The sequence below is a fragment of the Sphingomonas sp. BT-65 genome (assembly GCF_026107375.2).
In the GTDB taxonomy this organism is placed as follows: Bacteria; Pseudomonadota; Alphaproteobacteria; order Sphingomonadales; family Sphingomonadaceae; genus Sphingomonas.
Genome location: NZ_JAPCIA010000001.1, coordinates 1,189,062 through 1,206,343, shown reverse-complemented (window position 1 = coordinate 1,206,343; position 17,282 = coordinate 1,189,062). Strand labels below are relative to the sequence as shown.

Annotated in this window: 11 protein-coding genes; 1 reads left to right on the top strand and 10 read right to left on the bottom strand. The window is 66.8% G+C overall.

Going from position 1 to position 17,282, the window contains the following annotated elements:
• Positions 1 to 7 precede the first annotated feature (7 nt).
• The 6 genes from yihA to OK349_RS05775 all read right to left on the bottom strand — a co-directional run bounded on the left by yihA (position 8) and on the right by OK349_RS05775 (position 3,442).
• Positions 8 to 649 (bottom strand): ribosome biogenesis GTP-binding protein YihA/YsxC, encoded by a 642-nt coding sequence (yihA, locus tag OK349_RS05800; protein ID WP_265116869.1) that lies wholly within the window; start codon positions 647 to 649, stop codon positions 8 to 10.
• Complete coding sequence (yidC, locus tag OK349_RS05795; RefSeq protein WP_265116868.1) at positions 646 to 2,391, bottom strand: membrane protein insertase YidC; 1,746 nt, start codon at positions 2,389 to 2,391, stop codon at positions 646 to 648. The genes yihA and yidC overlap by 4 nt, the downstream gene beginning before the upstream one ends.
• Before the next feature lie 21 nt (positions 2,392 to 2,412).
• Positions 2,413 to 2,625 carry a membrane protein insertion efficiency factor YidD gene (yidD, locus tag OK349_RS05790; RefSeq protein WP_265116867.1) on the bottom strand — a complete coding sequence of 71 codons (213 nt, stop codon included), beginning with the start codon at positions 2,623 to 2,625 and terminating at the stop codon, positions 2,413 to 2,415.
• Positions 2,622 to 2,963, bottom strand: coding sequence for a ribonuclease P protein component (gene rnpA / locus OK349_RS05785; RefSeq protein ID WP_265118545.1), 342 nt, complete (start codon positions 2,961 to 2,963; stop codon positions 2,622 to 2,624). Before rnpA ends, yidD begins: the two co-directional genes overlap by 4 nt.
• The gene (rpmH, locus tag OK349_RS05780) at positions 2,960 to 3,094 is read right to left on the bottom strand and encodes a 50S ribosomal protein L34 (protein ID WP_219239405.1); all 135 of its coding nucleotides are present in this window, start codon (positions 3,092 to 3,094) and stop codon (positions 2,960 to 2,962) included. The genes rnpA and rpmH overlap by 4 nt, the downstream gene beginning before the upstream one ends.
• 87 nt (positions 3,095 to 3,181) lie before the next feature.
• Positions 3,182 to 3,442, bottom strand: a complete 261-nt coding sequence (locus OK349_RS05775) for a hypothetical protein (RefSeq protein ID WP_265116866.1) — start codon at positions 3,440 to 3,442, stop codon at positions 3,182 to 3,184.
• Positions 3,443 to 3,568: 126 nt separating this feature from the next.
• Here OK349_RS05775 and OK349_RS05770 point away from each other — a divergent pair, with 126 nt between their 5' ends.
• Positions 3,569 to 5,077: a YifB family Mg chelatase-like AAA ATPase gene (locus tag OK349_RS05770; protein WP_265116865.1), complete on the top strand. Its 1,509-nt coding sequence runs from the start codon at positions 3,569 to 3,571 to the stop codon at positions 5,075 to 5,077.
• 9 nt (positions 5,078 to 5,086) lie between these two features.
• Here OK349_RS05770 and OK349_RS05765 read toward each other — a convergent pair whose 3' ends face one another.
• From OK349_RS05765 to rpoB, 4 genes are all read right to left on the bottom strand, one after another.
• Positions 5,087 to 6,175 (bottom strand): PepSY-associated TM helix domain-containing protein, encoded by a 1,089-nt coding sequence (locus tag OK349_RS05765; RefSeq protein ID WP_306310658.1) that lies wholly within the window; start codon positions 6,173 to 6,175, stop codon positions 5,087 to 5,089.
• Between the two features lie 5 nt (positions 6,176 to 6,180).
• Positions 6,181 to 8,409 carry a TonB-dependent receptor gene (locus OK349_RS05760; protein WP_265116864.1) on the bottom strand — a complete coding sequence of 743 codons (2,229 nt, stop codon included), beginning with the start codon at positions 8,407 to 8,409 and terminating at the stop codon, positions 6,181 to 6,183.
• A gap of 181 nt (positions 8,410 to 8,590) precedes the next feature.
• Complete coding sequence (gene rpoC, locus OK349_RS05755) at positions 8,591 to 12,871, bottom strand: DNA-directed RNA polymerase subunit beta' (RefSeq protein WP_265116863.1); 4,281 nt, start codon at positions 12,869 to 12,871, stop codon at positions 8,591 to 8,593.
• 83 nt (positions 12,872 to 12,954) lie between these two features.
• Entirely contained in the window at positions 12,955 to 17,109 is a 4,155-nt protein-coding gene (rpoB, locus tag OK349_RS05750) for a DNA-directed RNA polymerase subunit beta (RefSeq protein WP_265116862.1), read from the bottom strand.
• Positions 17,110 to 17,282: the final 173 nt, after the last annotated feature.

Below are 17,282 nucleotides of genomic sequence, written 5' to 3'. Positions count from 1 at the left end.
GCGCGGTTCAGACGCTGACCGTTTCGAGCACCGCGGCGCGCAGCTCGGCGATGCCGTCGCTCTTCTCGCTCGAGGTGGCGAGGATGTCGGGGTGCGCGGCGGGGCGTTTGCGCGCTTCGGCGATGGTGCGCTCGGTCACCTCGGCGAGTTCGGCCGGCTTGATCTTGTCGCCCTTGGTGAGGACCAGGCGATAGCTCACCGCGGCCGCGTCGAGCATGTCGAGGATCTCGCGATCCACGTCCTTGATGCCGTGGCGGCTGTCGATCAGCACCAGCACGCGCTTGAGCACATGGCGGCCGCGCAGGAAGTCGTTGACCAGGAAGCGCCACTTCTTGACCACATCCTTGGGCGCCTTGGCGAAGCCGTAGCCAGGCATGTCGACGAGGCGGAACCGCACCGGATCGCCTACATCGAAGAAGTTGAGCTCCTGCGTGCGGCCTGGCGTGTTCGAAGTGCGCGCGAGGGCGCTCCGGCCGGTGAGCGCGTTGAGCAGCGAGGACTTGCCGACGTTCGACCGCCCCGCGAACGCCACTTCCGGCACCGTCGGATCGGGCAGGAACTGGAGCGCGGGTGCGGACTTGAGGAAGGCGACCGGACCGGCGAAGGTCTTGCGCGCGGCCTCGATCGCCTCAGGGTCGAACGCTGTCACTTCTTCGCCGGCTTCCCGTTGCCGCCGCTCACCACTGCGGGCAGCGGCTCCTTGAGCGCCGGGTGACGCATGTAGAGCAGCTTCTGCTGCGCGATGGTGAGCAGGTTCGAGGTGATCCAGTAGAGCTGCAGACCCGCCGCGAACGGCGCCATCACGAACATCAGCACCCAGGGCATGATCGCGAAGACCTGCTTCTGCGTCTCGTCCATCGGCGTCGGGTTGAGCTTGAACTGCGCCCACATCGACACGCCGAGCAGGATCGGCAGCACGCCAATCGCGAGGAACGCCGGCGGGTTGAAGTCGAGCAGCCCGAACAGGTTGAGCACGTGCAGCGGATCGGGCGCGGAGAGGTCCTTGATCCACAGGATGAAGGGCTGGTGGCGCATCTCGATCGAGAGCATCAGCACCTTGTACAGCGCGTAGAGGATCGGGATCTGGAGCAGGGTGGGGAGGCAGCCCGCGAGCGGGTTCACCTTCTCGTCCTTGTAGAGCTTCATCATCTCCTGCTGCAGGCGCGGCTTGTCGTCCTTGTAGCGCTCCTGCAGCGCCTTCATCTTGGGCTGCACCGCGCGCATCGATGCCATCGACGCGAACTGGCGCTGCGCGATCGGGAACAGCAATAGGCGGACGGTGACCGTCAGCAGGATGATCGCGAGACCGAAATTGTTGACCATCCGGAACAGCCAGTGGAGATAGTGGAAGATCGGCTTTTCGAAGACCTCGAACCAGCCCCAGTCGATCGCCTTGCCGAACTGGCGGATGCCACCCTGTTCCTCATAGTGATCGAGCAGGTTGATGTCCTTGGCGCCCGCGAAGAAGCGCGAGGTCTGGGTGACCATCTGGCCGGGGCCGACCTGGCGCGGGGTGGCCGGCGCGAACTGCGCCTGGGTCGCGGTGCCCGCCGCCGGGCGGAACTGCAGCTCGGTCGCCATGCCCTGGTCGGGGACGAGCGCGGTGAGCCAGTAGATGTCGGTATAGCCGATCCAGCCGCCGGTCGCGTTGAAGCGGGTCTGCGCGCCCGGCTTGGCCACCGTGTCGTAGTTGACGTCATAGTCGACGGCGCCGTTGTACGAGGCGACCGGGCCGGCATGGATCGTCCAGGTATCATGGTCCTTGCCCGGGCCGTAGCGGTAGAGATAGCCATAGCCCGCGACGCCGATCGGCTTGTCGCCAAGATTGGCGACGCGCTGGCGGACGGTGAACATATAGCCCTCGTCCACCGACAGCTCGATGATGAACCGCTGGGTGCCGTTGCTGGCGGTGAGCTTGACCGGGGTGGTGGGGGTGAGGCGGTTGCCGCTCGCGTGCCACACCGTGTCGGGGCCCGGCGCGGTCAGGCCCTGGCCCGACCAGCCGAAGCCGGCGAAATAGGCGTCCTGCGTGCCGGACGGGGAAAGCAGACGGATCGGCGCGCTGTCCTTGGCGATCGTCTCCTTGTGCTTGACCATCACCAGGTCGTCGATGCGCGCGCCCTTCAAGTTGATCGAGCCACGCACGGTCGGCGTCTCGATCGCGACGCGCGGGGTTTCCGCGAGCACGATCCTGCGGTCGCGGATCGCGGCGGGGCTGTCGGCCGCGGGATCGGCGCCGGGGTTCTGGACGATCTCGGTCTTGCCGCCCTTGACCTGCGTCACCGGGGGATTGGCGGTCGGGAACAGCCATTGGGTGGCCATCGGCCACCCGAACAGCAGCAGCGCGGCGAGCACGGCGAAGAGCAGGAAATTCTTCTGGTCGTCTTTCACGTCAGTCCCCGGTTCAGGAAATCAGGGCACGGGATCATAGCCGTGCCCACCCCACGGATGGCAGCGGAGGATGCGCCGGAGCGCGAGCCATCCGCCCTTGAGCGCGCCATAGCGGGAGAGTGCCTCGATTGCATAGGCCGAACAGCTTGGCGCGTAGCGGCAGCTGGGCGGGAGGATGCGCGACGGGCCGAGCTGCCAGCCGCGCGCGATCAGGATGAGGACGCGAGCGATCACTTGCGGACCTTTGCCAGCGCCTTGGTCAGGTCGGTGCGGAGTGCGGCGAAATCGCGTTCGATCCCCGAATTGCGGCCGATCAGCACGTGGTCGGCGCCGGCGATGCCCTCGGCGGGCAGGATCGCGCGCGCGAGCTCCCGGAAGCGGCGCTTCATGCGGTTGCGTACGACCGCGTTGCCGACCTTCTTGGAAACGGTGATGCCGATTCGCATCGTCGCGTCATCATCGCCGCGCGCACGGACCAGCAGCACGAACCCGGGCATGGGTGCGCGCTTGCCGGCGTTGGCGGCGAGATAGTCCTTGCGCAGCGTCAGCCGCGCGAGTGCGCTTGCGTTCAGGCGCTCAGCTTGTTGCGGCCGCGGGCGCGGCGGGCGCGAATCACCTTGCGGCCGCCCGGAGTCGCCATGCGCGCGCGGAAGCCGTGCCGGCGCGCTCGCACCAGATTGCTCGGCTGAAAGGTCCGCTTCATCGCTCATTCCCTGAAATCTAGAAACTAAAAGGGCCGCCACAGGGGCGACCTTGTGAGGTGCGCCCGTAGCCAAAGCCGTGCAGGAAGTCAATTCGCCGCAACCTCTTTCGCGCGCCGGCGGCGGCGTCTCGCGCTGCCGCGGATCAGGATGCGGTCGATGAAATCGCCCGCGCGGGGCCATTGCGCCTTCAACCGCACGAAACGCCGCCGCGCCCAGCGCGAGTTGCGCAGGATCAGGATGATCCCCGCCGCGGCGAGGAAGACGCCGCCCGGGCCCGGCACCACGCCGACCAGCGGCGCCGCGGCGAGCAGGACGAAGCCCGTCACCAGCAGGGCGATACGAACCATCGGGTGCGGCTTGCGTCGCATGGAACCGACGTGGGGAGCGTGTATTGCCGATACAAGGCGCTGCCGCGATCAACCGTTCCCTGCCGCGGAAAAGCCGTTACACGCAGGCGAACAAATGGGGGGCATATGGTCGCGAGCGTATCCACGGTTGCGTATCTGGGGCTGGAGGCGCGCGCCGTGGAGGTGCAGTGCAACCTCGTTCCCGGCTTGCCCAAGTTCATGATCGTCGGCCTGCCCGACAAGGCGGTGGCGGAGAGCCGCGAGCGGGTGCGCGCGGCGATGGCCGCGATCGGGCTCGCCATGCCGCCCAAGCATATCGTGCTCAACCTGTCGCCCGCCGATCTGCCCAAGGAAGGGTCGCATTTCGACCTGCCGATCGCGCTGGCGCTGCTCGCGGCGATGGGCGTGACCGATGCCGAGGCGCTGGCGGATTATGTCGTAGTCGGCGAGCTGGCGCTGGACGGCCGGATCGCGTCGTCGCCGGGCGTGCTGCTGGCGGCGCTGCACGCGGCGGGAGAGGGGAAGGCGCTGATCTGTCCCGCGGCGCAGGGGGCGGAGGCGGCGTGGGCGGGGTCGTCGGCGGTTCTGGCCGCGCCCGACCTGATCGGCCTGCTCAATCATTTGAAGGGCCAGCAACTGCTCGGTGCGCCCGAGCCGGGCGAGGCGGACGCGCCGGGCTTCGGCCCGGACCTCAGACAGGTGAAGGGTCAGGAGACCGCCAAGCGCGCGCTCGAGATCGCCGCGGCGGGCGGGCACAATCTGCTGATGGTGGGGCCGCCGGGCGCGGGCAAGTCGCTGATGGCGAGCTGCCTGCCCGGCATCTTGCCGCCGCTCGACGCGTCCGAGGCACTGGAAGTGTCGATGGTCGCGAGTGTCGCGGGGACGCTGCAGGGCGGGCGGCTGACACGGGCGCGCCCGTTCCGTTCGCCGCATCACTCGGCGTCGATGGCGGCGCTCACAGGTGGCGGGCTCAAGGTCAAGCCGGGCGAGGTGAGCATGGCGCATCTCGGCGTGCTGTTCCTCGATGAGCTGCCCGAGTTCCAGCGCGCGGTGCTCGATTCGCTGCGCCAGCCGCTGGAGAGCGGGACGGTGAGCGTGGCGCGCGCCAATGCCCACGTCACCTTCCCGGCGCGCGTCCAGCTGGTCGCGGCGATGAACCCGTGCCGTTGCGGGCATCTCGGGGACCCGGCGCTGGCGTGCGCGCGGGCGCCCAAATGCGCGGCGGACTATCAGGCAAAGGTCTCGGGGCCGCTGCTCGACCGCATCGACCTGCATGTCGAGGTGCAGCCGGTGACCGCCGCCGATCTGGTGCTGCCGCCGCCTGCCGAGGGGTCCGCCGAGGTTGCCGCGCGGGTAGCGACGGCGCGCGCGGTGCAGGCTGCGCGCTACCGGGATACCGGCACGCGGACCAATGCCGAGGCCGACGGACCCGTGCTCGATTCCGCTGCGACGCCCGACGAGCCGGGCCGCAAGCTGCTGGCGCAGGCGGCGGAGGCGATGCGCATGTCGGCGCGCGGCTATACGCGCGTGCTGCGCGTGGCGCGGACGATCGCCGACCTGGCGGGAAGCGAGACGGTCGAACGCATTCATGTCGCCGAGGCACTGAGCTACCGTCGCCAGGCGCCGCGGAGCTGATTCGCCAGGCTATTCCGCCGGCAGCGGGGCGGGGCGCGCCGGACGCGCACGTGGCTTGGGCCGCTTGAACCAGAAGGTCCACACCGCGAAGCTGCCGAGCATCGCGAGGACTAGGCCGGTAGAGGCGATGACGAGCTTCCACAGAATGCCGCCGACCTTGCCCGCATGAAGCGGATAGATCGCGTTGTAGGCGCGGATGCCCGCCGGCATCGTCTGGACGTTGCGCGTATCGACCAGTGCGCCATTCTCGGGCCGGAACCAGACGAGCGTGCGGCCATTGGGCAGCCATTCGGGCTGCTGGCGAAGCCGCACCAGGATCAGGCCGCCGGGCTTGCGCGGCAACGAGACGAGGCGGATCTCCGCGTCCGGATAGCGGGCGCGAGCGGCGGTGAACATCGCCGCCCAGTCGAGTTTCGCGGCGAGCGGTCCACCTTCGACCTTGGACGCCTCGAACGGCGCGGTCAGGCCGGTACCTGGCGCGAAGATCGCGGTGGTGATCGGCTTGAGCACCATCAGCATGCCGGTCGTCATCGACAGGAATAGCAATGGTGCGAAGACGATGCCGATGTCGCGGTGGTGGGTGACGATCGCCGGGCGGCTCATCCGCTTGGGTACCAGGCGCCACTTGAAGGTCTTGCGCAGCCGCCACCACAGGATCGCGCCGGTGATGACGAACAGCAGGCCGATGAGGGCGGCGATGCCCGCCACGGTCTCGCCCGTGTCGCCGAAGAAGAGATGGTGGTGCAAGTCGAACAGCCACAGCTCGACTCGATCCCACTTGCTGCCCCATTCGGCGACGATGCGGCCCGACTGGTCGGCATAGGCGCCCGCGCCCTCGTCGCGCGTCAGGCGGGCGAGGCCGAAATCATGCGTCGCGAACAGGACCGACTGCGGCGGCCCGCCCGGCGCCGCCATCGCGGTCTCCATCTGCGCCGCCAGCGCCGCGATGTCCTGCCGCTGCGCGTCGCCCGCGCCGGGCAGCCACGCCAGCCACCAGGTCTTGAACGCGAGGATCGCGCCGGTGAGGCCGAGCAGCCCGAGCACCAGCCCGATGATGCCGCCCGTCCAGCGGTGGAAGAGGTCGATCCAGCGCATCATGCCGCTTAGAACCGGTAGTCCCAGCCGAGCGTGAAGGTCCGCCCGCGGCCCGCGAAATAGGCGAGGTTGTCGGCCGGCAGCCGAGTATCGCTCGAATAGTCGATATATTGCGCGTTGAGCAGGTTCATCACGCTGAGGCGAAGCCCGCCGAGCCCCGTTTCGTAGCGGATGGTGGCGTCGGTGACGTTGTACCCGCCGAAATTGTTGCGCGGGTCGGGCCGCGGCTTGGTCGGATCGGCGTGGAAGGTGCGCGAGAGGTAGAAGTTCGACTGCACCAGCGCGGACAGGCGGCCGCGATCGAAGCTCGCCGAGAGGTTGAGGCGATCGGGCGAGATGTTGACGCCGTCGAGATCGGTGTCGACGATGCCGTCGGCCAGCGACTGGCCATCGGGGCCGGTGCGGGCGGCGTCGCTGTCGAAGCGTCCGCGAATATGGGCATAGCCGACGCCGAACTTGAGCCCCTCGATCGGCATCGCGACCCGCAGGTTGACCTCGACACCCTCGATTTCGATCCGCTGGCGTTGCACGTCGTAATTGCGATCCGTACCCAGGATCAGCAACTGGCCCTTGTCGCTCGACGACCAGAAATAGGTGGCGCTGGCATCGAGGGGGCCGCGCTTCACCTCGAGGCCGATCTCGCGGTTGTTCGAAACGATCGGATCGACGTCGATATTGTCGACGTCCACGCCCGGATTGGCGATCGCGCGGGTGATGCGGCCGACATCGGGGACGGTGAAGCCCTCGGCATAGCTCGCATAAGCGCGGATGCCCTCCCATGGCTCGACGATCACGCCGCCGTTGAACAGCACGTCGTCGAAGGTCGGCTTGCCGCCGGCGACGTCGACGCCCTCATAGCGGCCAAGCGTCGCGAGGGTGTTCCAAGCAATCGTGTGATAATCGTCGATCTTGATCTGGACATTCTCCCAGCGCGCACCGCCGGCAAGGCGGACCAGGCCGTCGAGCAGCTTCAAATTGAGCTGGCCGAACGGCGCGAGGCTGCGGAAGTCGGTCGGCGGCACATACGTGCGGTCGGTGGCGATCAGCCGCTGTTCGGTGCGGTCCCACAGTGCGTCGAAGCCGATCGTCGAGGTCAGTGCCTCGAAGCCGGGGATCGCGCGCTCGTAGCTGATCTTCGCACCGATTTTGCGCGAGCGGTTCTCGGTCTGGTCGAACAGCGTGCCCACCGGCGCGATCGACGGATCCTGCTGCGTGACCTGCGGGGTGACGTCTGCGCCGAACGTGTCGCGCGTGCGGCTGACGAAGATCTGGCTGACGAAGTTGCCGCCCCACAGGTCGCTGTCAGTGAGCGACAGCGCCGCGCTTTCGGCGAGATTGGCGGCGGGCTTGAGCGGCGGCGTGCCGCGGCGCGTGCTGGTCGGCAGGCCGGTCGCGCGGCTGCCGGCGACGGGCACATAGTCGTGATTGCCCTGAAGATCGAAGCGCGAGAGGATCAGGTCGAGCCGCGCGCTGTCCGACAGCGCATAACCGAAACGGCCGAACAGCGACCACGCCTCGGAGGCCATCGTCTCGCCCTGGGTGAGGTTGATCCCGACCGGGCGGCCCTCGGCGTCGTAGAACAGACCGCGATCCTCATAGGCCGCGCCGATCGAGGCATCGAACCGGCCTGCCTTGTACTGGACCAGCCCGGCGACCTTGCCGCTGAGGCCCGCGCTGTGGAAATCATTGTCCGCGGTGCCCTGCACCAGCACGCGGCCCGACAGCCCCTCGCGCTTCGGCGCGCCGAGCGTCACCTGGTTGACGATGCCGCCGGTGCCGCCGATGCCCTGCAGTGCGTTGGAGCCGTAGATCAGCTCGACCCGGTCGACGAAGAAGCCGTCGATGGTGAAGCCGTCGCGGCTGCCGTCGCGCAGCGGGGTCGATTGCGGGATGCCGTTGATCGCGTAGAGCGGCGAGCGTCCGCGCAGCGTCTCGCCTGCGCCCGACAGCTTCTGGCGGGTGGGGGAGAAGGAAGGGGTGAGCGTCGCCACCGCATCGGTGACCGAGCCCGAGATCGCGATCTGCTGGTCGAGCGTCTCCTTGTCGATCACGTCGATGGTGAGCGGGAGCGCGTTGGCGGGCAGCACGGTGCGCGCCGCGGTGATGACGACCTGGCCCTCGTCCTCCGCGTCGGCCGGTGCTTCGGCCGCGGGCGCTGCCTCCTCGGCATGCGCGACGGCGGGCGCGAGCCAGACCAGCGCGAGGAGAGGCAGTGGCGAACGCAGACGGCGGATCATTGGAATCTCCCTTTGCTGCGCCCGCTAACAGCGAAAGAGAGGTAATGCAAACTACTCGCATTAACTGGTTTGGACCGGTTCGATTTTGAGTCGTGCTGGTCCAGCGCAGAACATGAAAAAGGCGCCGCCCGGCATTTCGGGCGGCGCCTTTTCTGTCAGCGAAAGCTCCTGAAAAAAGCGATCATTCGCTCTTGTTCAGGTAGTCGCCCGCGGCTTCGTCGCTGCCGTCGCCCGAGACTTCGACCTTCTCCAGCGCGTCGCTGGTGGCCATCGCTTCGACCGGATCCTGCGCCAGCTCGGCCGCACGCTCTTCCGCTGCCGAGTTGGGGGCGATGAGCGCTTCCTGCAGCTTGCGCTGCTGGGCGCGGAGCGCGGCGTCGCGGCTGGTCGCCGCGATCCGCATCCGGTTCATGCCCGCGCCGGTGCCGGCGGGGATGAGACGGCCCACGATCACATTCTCCTTGAGGCCGATCAGCGTGTCCTGCTTGCCCTGGACCGCCGCCTCGGTGAGGACGCGGGTGGTCTCCTGGAACGACGCTGCCGAGATGAAGCTGCGAGTCTGCAGCGACGCCTTGGTGATGCCGAGCAGCACCGGCTTGCCCTGCGCAGGCGCCTGGCCCGGCTGGAGCTTGCTGTTGGCCTCATCCATCTCGTCGCGGTCGACCTGCTCGCCGGCGAGCAAGGTGGTGTCGCCGCCGTCGGTGATCTCGACCTTCTGCAGCATCTGGCGAACGATCACCTCGATGTGCTTGTCGTTGATCTTCACGCCCTGGAGGCGATAGACCTCCTGGATCTCCGACACGAGATATTCCGCGAGCGGCTCGATGCCGAGCACCTCGAGGATGTCGTGCGGATCGGGCGAGCCGCCGATCAGGTTGTCGCCACGCTTGACGTAGTCGCCTTCCTGAACGTCGATCACCTTCGACTTGGGCACCAGATATTCGACGACCTCGCCGCCGTCCTCGGGCTGGATGCCGATCTTGCGCTTGGCCTTGTAGTCCTTGCCGAACACGACACGGCCCGAGACCTTGGCGATGATCGCATTCTCCTTGGGCTTGCGCGCCTCGAACAGCTCGGCGACGCGCGGCAGACCGCCGGTGATGTCGCGGGTCTTGGCGGACTCGCGGGCGACACGCGCGAGCACGTCGCCGGCCTGGACGGTGGCGCCGTCCTCGACCGAGATCACAGCACCAGGCGCCAGCATGTAGCGCGCAGCCTCGCCCTCGCTCGCACCGGTCAGGGTGAGGCGCGGACGCAGGTCCTCCTTCTTGGCCGAGGAACCGCGGTTCTCGATGACGACGCGCTGGGCGATGCCCGTTGCTTCGTCGACCTGCTCGGTCAGCGTCTTGCCGTCGATCAGGTCCTGATACTTCACGGTGCCGCCGGTTTCCGTGATCACCGGCATGGTGAACGGATCCCATTCGGCCATGCGATCGCCCTTGCTCACGACATGGCCGTCGTCGAACATGACATAGGCGCCGTACGGGATGCGGTGCACCGCCAGCTCGCGGCCGTCCATGTCGACGATCGCCAGCTCGCCCGAACGCGACAGCACGACGCGGCGGCCGCGCTGATCCTCGATCACGCGCAGGTCGCGGAACTCGACCTTGCCGTCCACGGGGGCTTCGAGGTTCGATTGCTCGTTGAGCTGGGCCGCGCCGCCGATGTGGAAGGTACGCATGGTGAGCTGCGTGCCCGGCTCGCCGATCGACTGCGCCGCGATCACGCCGACCGCCTCGCCGATGTTCACCGGCGTACCGCGGGCGAGGTCACGCCCGTAGCACTTGGCGCACACGCCGATCTTGGCCTCGCACACGAGCGGGCTGCGGATCTTCATGCCCTGGACGCCCAGCGCCTCGATCTGCGCGACCGCCGCCTCGTCGAGCAACGTGCCGGTGGCGATCGCCACCTCGCCGGTCTTGGGATCGACCACGTCCTCGGCCGTGGTGCGGCCCAGGATGCGCTCGCCCAGCGACGCGATGACGCTGCCGCCCTGGACGATCGCCTTCATCTCGAGCGCGCGCTCGGTGCCGCAATCCTCCTCCATCACGACGCAGTCCTGCGACACGTCGACGAGGCGGCGGGTGAGGTAGCCCGAGTTGGCGGTCTTGAGCGCGGTGTCCGCGAGACCCTTGCGGGCGCCGTGGGTCGAGTTGAAGTATTCAAGGACGGTCAGGCCTTCCTTGAAGTTCGAGATGATCGGCGTCTCGATGATCTCGCCGCTCGGCTTCGCCATCAGGCCGCGCATACCGGCGAGCTGCTTGATCTGCGCCGCCGAACCACGGGCACCGGAGTGCGCCATCATGTAGATCGCGTTGGCGGGCTTCTCCCGGCCGGTCTCGGGGTCCTTCTTGACCGCCTTGATCTCGTCCATCATCGCGGCCGCCACCTGGTCGCCGCAGCGGCTCCAGGCGTCGATCACCTTGTTGTACTTCTCCTGCTGCGTGATCAGGCCGTCCTGATACTGCTGCTCGAAGTCCTTCACGAGGGCGCGGGTCTCGTCGACCATCGCTTCCTTCTGCGCCGGGATGATCATGTCATCCTTGCCGAACGAGATGCCGGCCTTGAACGCGTGGCGGAAGCCCAATGCCATGATCGCGTCGGCGAACAGCACGGTCTCCTTCTGGCCGGTGTGGCGATAGACCTCGTCGATCACGTCGCCCACGTCCTTCTTGGTGAGCAGGCGGTTGACGACGTCGAACGGCACCTTGTGCGACTTGGGGAGGCACTCGCCGAGCAGCATGCGGCCCGGGGTGGTCTCGAAGCGCTTCATATAGGTGTTGCCGGCCTCGTCCGTCTGGGGCACGCGGCTGACGATCCTGGTGTGCAGCGTGACCGCGCCGGCGAACAGCGCCTGGTGCACCTCGGCCATGTCGCCCAGGATCATGCCTTCGCCGGGTTCACCCTCCTTCTCCATCGAGATGTAGTAGAGGCCCAGCACCATGTCCTGCGACGGCACGATGATCGGCTTGCCGTTGGCGGGCGAGAGGATGTTGTTGGTCGACATCATCAGGACGCGCGCTTCCAGCTGCGCCTCGAGGCTCAGCGGCACGTGCACGGCCATCTGGTCGCCGTCGAAGTCGGCGTTGAACGCCGAGCAGACCAGCGGATGAAGCTGGATCGCCTTGCCTTCGATCAGCACCGGCTCGAACGCCTGGATGCCCAGACGGTGGAGCGTCGGCGCGCGGTTGAGCAGCACCGGGTGCTCGCGGATCACCTCGTCCAGGATGTCCCAGACTTCCTTGCGCTCCTTCTCGACCCACTTCTTGGCCTGCTTGAGGGTCATCGACAGACCCTTGGCGTCGAGACGGGCGTAGATGAACGGCTTGAACAGCTCGAGTGCCATCTTCTTGGGCAGGCCGCACTGGTGCAGCTTGAGCTCCGGACCGGTCACGATGACCGAACGGCCCGAATAGTCGACGCGCTTGCCGAGCAGGTTCTGACGGAAGCGGCCCTGCTTGCCCTTGAGCATGTCGGACAGCGACTTCAGCGGACGCTTGTTGGCGCCGGTGATGGTGCGGCCGCGGCGGCCATTGTCGAACAGCGCGTCGACCGCCTCCTGCAGCATGCGCTTTTCGTTGCGGACGATGATGTCCGGCGCGCGCAGCTCCATCAGGCGCTTGAGGCGGTTGTTGCGGTTGATGACGCGGCGGTAAAGATCGTTAAGGTCGCTTGTAGCGAAGCGGCCGCCGTCCAGCGGCACCAGCGGGCGCAGCTCGGGCGGGATCACGGGAACGACGTCGAGGATCATCCACTCCGGGCGGTTGCCGGAATCGATGAACGATTCCACGACCTTGAGGCGCTTGATGATCTTCTTGGGCTTGAGCTCCGACTTGGTCGTCGCGAGTTCGTCGAGCAGCTGCTGGCGCTCACCCTCGAGGTCGAGGTCCATGAGCATGATCTTGACCGCCTCGGCGCCGATGCCGGCCGAGAAGGCGTCCTCGCCATATTCGTCCTGCGCGTCGAGCAGCTCGTCCTCGTTGAGAAGCTGATACTTCTCGAGCGGAGTCAGGCCGGGCTCGGTGACGATGTAGGACTCGAAGTAGAGCACGCGCTCGAGCTGCTTGAGCTGCATGTCGAGCAGCAGGCCGATGCGCGAGGGCAGGCTCTTCAGGAACCAGATATGTGCGACCGGGGCGGCGAGCTCGATATGGCCCATGCGCTCGCGGCGGACCTTCGAGACGGTGACCTCGACGCCGCACTTCTCGCACACGATGCCCTTGTACTTCATGCGCTTGTACTTGCCGCACAGGCACTCGTAATCCTTGATCGGACCGAAGATGCGCGCGCAGAACAGGCCGTCACGCTCGGGCTTGAACGTGCGATAGTTGATCGTTTCGGGCTTCTTGATCTCGCCGAACGACCACGAGCGGATGCGGTCAGGCGACGCAATGCCGATCTGGATCTGGTCGAAGGTCTCCGGCTTGGCCACCGGGTTCGCGAAGTTGGTCAGTTCGTTCATTCTCTGTGTCCCTCTGGAGGGTCAAATTCGTCGGGGCGGGGAGGGGAGAGCGCTACAGTGCAATTGCAGCGCTCTGGGTCCCGTTATTCCGCCGCCTCGGCCAGGCCGTCGCCGTCCTCGATCTCGTCGATCGTCTTGAGTTCGACGTTGAGGCCCAGCGAGCGCATTTCCTTGACGAGCACGTTGAAGCTCTCGGGGATGCCGGCCTCGAACGTGTCGTCACCCTTGACGATCGCCTCATAGACCTTGGTGCGGCCGACCACGTCGTCGGACTTCACCGTCAGCATCTCCTGGAGCGTGTACGCCGCGCCATAAGCCTGCAGCGCCCACACCTCCATCTCGCCGAAGCGCTGGCCGCCGAACTGCGCCTTGCCGCCCAGCGGCTGCTGGGTGACGAGCGAGTAGGGGCCGATCGAACGCGCGTGGATCTTGTCGTCGACCAGGTGGTGGAGCTTCAGCATGTAGATGATGCCCACGGTCACCTTGCGGTCGAACATGTCGCCGGTGCGGCCGTCGAACAGGTCCGACTGGCCCGAGGTGTCGAGACCCGCCAGCTCCAGCATCGCCGTCACGTCGCTCTCGCGCGCGCCGTCGAACACCGGGGTGCCCATCGGGATGCCCGTGCGGACATTCTCGATCAGCTCGGCGACCTGCTCACCGCTGCGCGCCTTGATCTCCTTGGCGTAGTGATCGCCATAGATCTCGACCAGGCGATCCTTGACCGCGGCTGGCATCTCGCCCGCCTTGGCGTCGGGATTGGCCTCGCGCCAGTCCTCCAGCGCCGAGGCGACCTGCATGCCGAGGTTGCGCGCGGCCCAGCCGAGATGCGTCTCGAAGATCTGCCCGACGTTCATGCGCGACGGCACGCCCAGCGGATTGAGCACGAGATCGACCGGGGTGCCGTCCTCGAGGAACGGCATGTCCTCGACAGGCAGGATGCGCGAGATGACGCCCTTGTTGCCGTGACGGCCGGCCATCTTGTCGCCCGGCTGCAGCTTGCGCTTCACCGCGACGAACACCTTGACCATCTTGAGCACGCCCGGCGGCAGCTCGTCGCCGCGCTCCAGCTTCTCGCGGCGGTCCTCGAACTTGTCCTTGATGCGCTTCACGGCCTCGTCATACTGGCCCTTCACCGCTTCGAGGTCGCCCTGGACCTTGTCGTCCTGCACCGCGAACTTCCACCACTCGTGGCGGTCGACGCTGTCGAGCAGGTCCTCGTCGATCACCGAGCCCTTCTTGAGGCCCTTGGGCGTCGCCGTGGCGGTCTGGCCGAGCAGCATTTCGCGCAGGCGCGACCAGGTCGCGCGATTGAGGATGTTGCGCTCGTCGTCCGAGTCCTTCTTCAGGCGCTCGATCTCCTCGCGCTCGATCGCCATCGCGCGCTCGTCCTTGTCGATGCCGTGGCGGTTGAACACGCGCACATCGACGATCGTGCCCGATACGCCCGGGGGCAGACGGAGCGAGGTGTCGCGGACGTCCGAAGCCTTCTCGCCGAAGATGGCGCGGAGGAGCTTCTCTTCCGGCGTCATCGGGCTCTCGCCCTTCGGCGTGATCTTGCCGACCAGGATGTCGCCCGGCTCGACCTCGGCACCGATGTACACGATGCCTGCCTCGTCGAGGTTGCGCAGCGCTTCCTCGCCGACGTTGGGGATGTCGCGGGTGATGTCCTCCGGCCCGAGCTTGGTGTCGCGGGCCATCACCTCGAACTCGTCGATATGGATCGACGTGAACACGTCGTCCTTCACGATCCGCTCGCTGATGAGGATCGAGTCCTCGTAGTTGTAGCCGTTCCAGGGCATGAACGCGACGAGCGCGTTGCGGCCCAGCGCCAGCTCGCCGAACTCGGTCGACGGGCCGTCGGCGATCACGTCGCCCACGTTGACGACGTCGCCCACCTTCACCAGCGGACGCTGGTTGATGCAGGTCGACTGGTTCGAACGCTCGAACTTCATCAGCGTGTAGATGTCGACGCCGCTCTCTTCCGCCGACACCTCACCGGTGGCGCGGATGACGATGCGCGACGCGTCGACCTGGTCGACGATGCCGGCGCGCTTGGCCGCGATCGCCGCGCCCGAGTCACGCGCGACGGTCTCCTCCATGCCGGTGCCGACGAAGGGCGCTTCCGCCTTCACCAGCGGCACGGCCTGACGCTGCATGTTCGAGCCCATGAGGGCGCGGTTGGCGTCGTCATTCTCGAGGAACGGGATCAGCGACGCGGCGACCGAGACGAGCTGCTTGGGGCTCACGTCCATCAGGGTGATCGTCTCGGGGAGCGCCATCAGGAACTCGCCCGCCTGACGCGCCGAGACCAGCTCCTCGGTGAAGCGCTGGTCGCCATCGACCTCGGCCGAGGCCTGCGCGATCGTGTGCTTCGCCTCTTCCATCGCCGAGAGATAGACGACCTCGTTGGTCACCTTGCCGTCGATCACCTTGCGGTACGGCGTCTCGATGAAGCCGTACTTGTTGACGCGCGAGAAGCTCGCCAGCGAGTTGATCAGGCCGATGTTCGGGCCTTCCGGCGTCTCGATCGGGCAGATGCGGCCATAGTGGGTCGGGTGAACGTCGCGGACTTCGAAGCCCGCGCGCTCACGCGTGAGACCGCCCGGCCCGAGCGCCGAGACGCGACGCTTGTGCGTCACTTCGGAGAGCGGGTTGGTCTGGTCCATGAACTGCGAGAGCTGCGACGAGCCGAAGAACTCGCGGACCGCGGCAACCGCGGGCTTGGCGTTGATCAAGTCGTTCGGCATCACGGTCGATACGTCGACCGAGCTCATGCGCTCCTTCACCGCGCGCTCCATGCGGAGCAGGCCGACGCGATACTGGTTCTCCAGCAGCTCGCCCACCGAACGCACGCGGCGGTTGCCGAGATTGTCGATGTCATCGACCTCGCCCTTGCCGTCCTTGAGGTCGACGAGGGTCTTGACCACCGCGAGGATGTCCTCGGTGCGCAGCGTCGTGACGGTGTCCTCGGCGTCTAGGTCGAGGCGCATGTTGAGCTTGACGCGGCCGACGGCCGACAGGTCGTAGCGCTCCGGATCGAAGAACAGGCCGCCGAACAGCGACTCCGCGGTCTCGAGCGTCGGCGGTTCGCCGGGGCGCATGACGCGGTAGATGTCGCTGAGCGCCTGCTCGCGCTCCTCGGCCTTGTCGGCCTTGAGCGTGTTGCGGATCCAGGGACCCGTCGAGATGTGATCGATGTCGAGCAGCTCGATGCGCTCGATCCCAGCCTTGTCGAGCTTCTCGAGATTGTCGGCCGACACCTCGTCGCCCGCCTCGATATAGATTTCGCCGGTCTTGTCGTTGACCAGGTCGAACGCCGAGTAGCGGCCGAAGATCTCCTCGGTCGGGATCAGCAGCGTCTCGAGACCGTCCTTCTGCGCCTTGTTGGCGGCGCGGGGGCTGATCTTCTGCGCGGCGGGGAACACCACCTCGCCGGTCTTGGCGTCGACGATGTCGAACATCGGCTTCGCGCCGCGCCAGTTCTCCGGCTGGAACGGAATCTGCCAGCCGCCCTGGCCGCGCACGAAGGTGACAGTGTTGTAGAAGTGGTTGAGGATCTGCTCGCTGTTCAACCCGAGGGCGTAAAGCAGCGTCGTCACCGGCAGCTTGCGCTTGCGGTCGATGCGGACGTTGACGATGTCCTTGGCGTCGAACTCGAAGTCGAGCCACGAGCCGCGATACGGAATCACACGCGCCGCGAAGAGATACTTGCCCGAGGCGTGGGTCTTGCCACGATCATGGTCGAACAGCACGCCCGGCGAGCGGTGCATCTGGCTGACGATGACGCGCTCGGTGCCGTTGATGAAGAAGGTGCCGTTGCCCGTCATCAGGGGCATGTCGCCCATGTAGACGTCCTGCTCCTTGATATCGAGCACCGAGCGGGCTTCCGTGTCGGGATCGACCTCGAAAACGATCAGGCGCAGCGTGACGCGCATCGGCGCGGCATAGGTAATGCCGCGCTGGCGGCACTCTTCGACGTCGAACTTGGGCGCTTCGAGCTCATAGGTGACGAAGTCGAGCTCGGCAGTGCCGGCGAAGTCGCGGATCGGGAACACGCTGCGCAGCGTCTTCTCGAGGCCCGAGACATAGCCGATCGAGGGATCGGACCGGAGGAACTGTTCGTAGGATTCGCGCTGAACCTCGATCAGGTTCGGCATCTGCACCACTTCGTGGATGTCGCCGAACACCTTGCGGATGCGGCGCTTTACGGTGCCGCCTTCGATCGCCTTGGTTGCCATATTGGGTTTTTGCCTCGTCAGCCTGAATTTCGTCCCGGTATCCGCCGGGGCAGGCACGCGAACAGACGCCAAAAGGGCCGAGCAACTTCCTCTTCGAAAGAGAAGAAAGCTCAGCCTCTCAAGCGTCTATGGATCCCGGCGGCCAATTCGTCCGATGCGCTGCGCGACGGCGC

Excerpts from the sequence above, each read along its gene's own strand:
- rpmH (WP_219239405.1), bottom strand. The coding sequence starts at position 3,094 with ATGAAGCGGACCTTTCAGCCGAGCAATCTGGTGCGAGCGCGCCGGCAC.
- OK349_RS05775 (WP_265116866.1), bottom strand. The coding sequence starts at position 3,442 with ATGGTTCGTATCGCCCTGCTGGTGACGGGCTTCGTCCTGCTCGCCGCG.
- OK349_RS05770 (WP_265116865.1), top strand. The coding sequence starts at position 3,569 with ATGGTCGCGAGCGTATCCACGGTTGCGTATCTGGGGCTGGAGGCGCGC.
- OK349_RS05765 (WP_306310658.1), bottom strand. The coding sequence starts at position 6,175 with ATGATGCGCTGGATCGACCTCTTCCACCGCTGGACGGGCGGCATCATC.
- OK349_RS05760 (WP_265116864.1), bottom strand. The coding sequence starts at position 8,409 with ATGATCCGCCGTCTGCGTTCGCCACTGCCTCTCCTCGCGCTGGTCTGG.
- rpoC (WP_265116863.1), bottom strand. The coding sequence starts at position 12,871 with ATGAACGAACTGACCAACTTCGCGAACCCGGTGGCCAAGCCGGAGACC.
- rpoB (WP_265116862.1), bottom strand. The coding sequence starts at position 17,109 with ATGGCAACCAAGGCGATCGAAGGCGGCACCGTAAAGCGCCGCATCCGC.